Source organism: Pseudomonas agronomica (assembly GCF_025917275.1).
Classification (GTDB): domain Bacteria; phylum Pseudomonadota; class Gammaproteobacteria; order Pseudomonadales; family Pseudomonadaceae; genus Aquipseudomonas; species Aquipseudomonas agronomica.
Genome location: NZ_JAOSHO010000541.1, coordinates 1 through 3155 on the forward strand (window position 1 = coordinate 1; position 3155 = coordinate 3155).

Genomic DNA, 3155 nt, shown 5'->3' on the forward strand with positions numbered 1-3155 from the left:
GGGTTTGTCGATTGCCTTGAACAGCATCTTCAGTCCAGGCGTTCCGGATAGGTGACCACCAGGTACGCCACTGCTTCACTGTCGGCCGGGTTGCGATATCGGTGCGGCTGGTCGGCGTAGAACAGAATCGAATCACCCGTGGAAAGCAGGTAGCGCTCGTCGTTGACACTGATCTCCAACACACCCTGGGACACCACCAGGTTCTCCTGCACGCCAGGCCCGTGCCCTTCGGACTGGTCCTCGCCCAAGGGGCCCAGGCGCAGTTCGTAGAACTCCGATTGGCGTGCCACGTCGAACGGGAACAGGGCGCGACTGACGAAGGCACCACTGGCGCTGACCAGGCGTTTGCTCTGGCTGACCGACAGCACCGCCACGCCTTCGAACGCACGGTGTTCGAGGAACGCGGCGACCGATACCTTCAAACCCTTGGCGATTTTGCACAGCACCTTGATCGACGGCACGCTGCGTCCGGATTCGATCTGGGCCAGCATGGCCCGGCTAACCCCGCACTGGCGGGCAAGGGCGTCGAGGGACAAGTGTCGCTTGCCGCGCAGGCGTTGCAGGTTTTGCGCGACCCGTTCGCAGATCGGATCCTCATCCAAGGCTTCCAGATTGTTCAGGTCCACTTCGGGTTCGCCGGTGCTCGCCAGAAAGCGCGAGGGTTCCTGGGCGCTCACGCCTGGTACGTCGCGGTCGGCTGGGATGCCTGGATCCACTGGAACGCCTGGTAACCGGCATTACGCGCGTACATTTCCCACATGGCCCGGGCCCGTTGCTGGGCCTGCTTGCGTTTGCGCAATTGGACGAAGTCGATAACGTTGTCAGTCGGTTTCATAAGGCACTTCACTGTCGTGACCAATGGACGGGATGAGCTGAGAGTACGTGGTTATGGTTATAACCATAAATACTGATTCTTTATTTATTAATGCTTTTAAATGCTTAGCGAAGTGCCCTGGTCAAATCACGTGAGCCCGATGCAATTCAGTCAGCGCCAGTGCCTTGAGCCGGGCCAACAACGGGTCGCGCCGATCGCGTGGGTGCGGCAGTTGCACCGCCAGTTCCTGGCGAATGCGGCTGGGGCGATTGTCCATGACCAGGACCCGGTCGCTCAGGTACAGCGCCTCGTCGACATCGTGCGTTACCAGCAGCAGGGCGATGGCGTGACGCTCGGCCAATTGCAGCAACAGGTCTTGCAGTTTCATCCGGGTGAAAGCGTCCACGGCGCTGAAGGGCTCGTCCAGCAGCAGCACCCTCGGCCGCGAATACAGGCCGCGGGCAATCGCCACCCGTTGCGCCATGCCGCCGGACAACGCCTTGGGCAAGGCGTCGGCAAAGCCGCTGAGGCCAACTTCTTCGATCAACTGCGCGACCCAGGCTTTGTCATAGCGGTCATCGTCGCTGAAGCCGATGTTCTGCTGCACCGTCAGCCAGGGCATCAACCGCGCTTCCTGGAACACAAAGGCCAGCTGTTCGGTGTGGCTGAGCAATTGCCCTTCGAAGTCTTTTTCCAGGCCGGCAACGATGCGCAGCAAGGTGCTTTTGCCGCAGCCGCTGGGGCCCAGCAGGCTCACGGTTTCCCGAGGCCGCAGTTGCAGGTGGATGTCGTTGAGCACGGTGGTGGTCGCGAAGCTCTTGCGCGCCACGTGAATGTCCAGCAGGGCTTGGGGCATGGCTCAGTCCTCGGTGCCGTTGAACGTGTCGCGCCAGGCCAGGAAGCGTTTTTCCAGGCCGGCGAGGAGGCCGTCGCTGAGCTTGCCCAGCACGGCGAGTACGATGATTGCCGCCAGCACGATGTCCGGACGCGAAGTTTCGCGGCCATCGCTGAGCAGATAACCCAGGCCTTTGGTCGCGGCGATCAGCTCGGCGGCCACGAGGAACATCCAGGCCAGGCTCATGCCGCTGCGCAACCCGGTGAACAGGCCGGGCAGGGCGGCGGGCAATAGAATCCGGCGCACCAGGCGGCGACGGCTGAAACCATACATGTGGCCGACTTCCACCAGCTTGCGGTCAATGTTGCGAATCGCCGCCACGCCATTGAGGTACACCGGAAAGAACGCGCCGATGGCGATCAGCACCACTTTTGAGGTTTCGTCGATGCCCAGCCACAGCAGGAGCAACGGCACCCAGGCCAGGCTGGGAATCGAGCGCAGGCCCGCGAAGGTCGGTTCCAGGTAGGCTTCGGCTTCCCGACTCAGGCCAACCCAGGCGGCGAAGACCAACGCCAGGCTGGCGCCGATGGCAAAGCCCGACAGCACCCGCAGCAGGCTGGCGCTGATGTGCTTCCACAGGGCGCCTTCGGCCAGGTCGCCGAGGGTCAGGGCGATCTCGCTGGGGGCCGGCATCTGGTAGGCGGGCAGCCAACCGATGCGCACGATGATCTCCAGGAAAACGATGATCAGCACCGGAAGGGCCAATCCCTTGAGGCGCAGTCGCCAGCGCTCGGCATCGAACAGCGGCGTTCTGTCCGCTGTGGAAAGGGCCAGGTGTGGGTTGGAGAGGTCTTTACTGTTGCTGCTCATGGCGATTCTCCGGCAATGCCGAATCCGCGCCAGGCGCGGATCGGTTGTCGCCTGGGCTAAGGGTTATTGACGGGCCACGGCTTGCTGGCGCCCGGTGTCGAGCAGTTGATCGATCACCTGGTCGACGTTCACCCCGCGCCGTACCAATTCCTCGGAGACCAGGATCGGCGCGGCCGCCTTGGAAGCCAGCACATCCTTGGCGCTCAGTTGCGGGCTGCCCAGGTCGGTGCGTGACAGTTGCAGCTTGGCAACCTCCAGCGGCAGCCCGGATTCGTCGGCCAGCAGTTTGGCCAGTTCTTGCGGATGCTCCACCGACCACGTCCGGGCCTGTTCGTAGGCGGCGATCACGGTGTCGATGGTCTGCGGATGCTCCTGGGCGTATTTCTCCGTGACGCTGACCACGCCGTAGCTGTTGAAAGCGGGGTTGCGATACAGCAGGCGCGATCCAGCCTGGACTTCGCTGGCGGCCATGTGCGGATCGAGACCGGCCCAGGCGTCGACGTCGCCTTTTTCCAACGCGGTGCGCCCGTCCGGGTGCTGCAAGTGGACCAGTTCCACATCGTCTTTCTTCAGCCCGGCTTGTTGCAGGCTGCGCAGGGTGAACAGGTAGGGATCGGTGCCCTTGGTGGCGGCGAT

General features: G+C 63.0%; 5 protein-coding genes. All 5 read right to left on the reverse strand.

Going from position 1 to position 3155, the window contains the following annotated elements; translation table 11 throughout:
• Positions 1-29 precede the first annotated feature (29 nt).
• Positions 30-620, reverse strand: a complete 591-nt coding sequence (locus OC610_RS24120) for a helix-turn-helix domain-containing protein (RefSeq protein ID WP_170866797.1) — start codon at positions 618-620, stop codon at positions 30-32.
• 53 nt (positions 621-673) lie between these two features.
• The gene (locus OC610_RS24125) at positions 674-835 is read right to left on the reverse strand and encodes a hypothetical protein (protein WP_264431434.1); all 162 of its coding nucleotides are present in this window, start codon (positions 833-835) and stop codon (positions 674-676) included.
• A gap of 121 nt (positions 836-956) precedes the next feature.
• Positions 957-1670 carry an ABC transporter ATP-binding protein gene (locus OC610_RS24130; RefSeq protein ID WP_264431435.1) on the reverse strand — a complete coding sequence of 238 codons (714 nt, stop codon included), beginning with the start codon at positions 1668-1670 and terminating at the stop codon, positions 957-959.
• A 3-nt stretch (positions 1671-1673) separates the two neighbouring features.
• Positions 1674-2519 (reverse strand): ABC transporter permease, encoded by an 846-nt coding sequence (locus OC610_RS24135; RefSeq protein ID WP_264431437.1) that lies wholly within the window; start codon positions 2517-2519, stop codon positions 1674-1676.
• Positions 2520-2582: 63 nt separating this feature from the next.
• Positions 2583-3155: ABC transporter substrate-binding protein (locus OC610_RS24140; RefSeq protein ID WP_264431438.1), on the reverse strand; the 573-nt coding region annotated here is incomplete at its 5' end.

Excerpts from the sequence above, each read along its gene's own strand:
- OC610_RS24125 (WP_264431434.1), bottom strand. The coding sequence starts at position 835 with ATGAAACCGACTGACAACGTTATCGACTTCGTCCAATTGCGCAAACGC.
- OC610_RS24130 (WP_264431435.1), bottom strand. The coding sequence starts at position 1,670 with ATGCCCCAAGCCCTGCTGGACATTCACGTGGCGCGCAAGAGCTTCGCG.
- OC610_RS24135 (WP_264431437.1), bottom strand. The coding sequence starts at position 2,519 with ATGAGCAGCAACAGTAAAGACCTCTCCAACCCACACCTGGCCCTTTCC.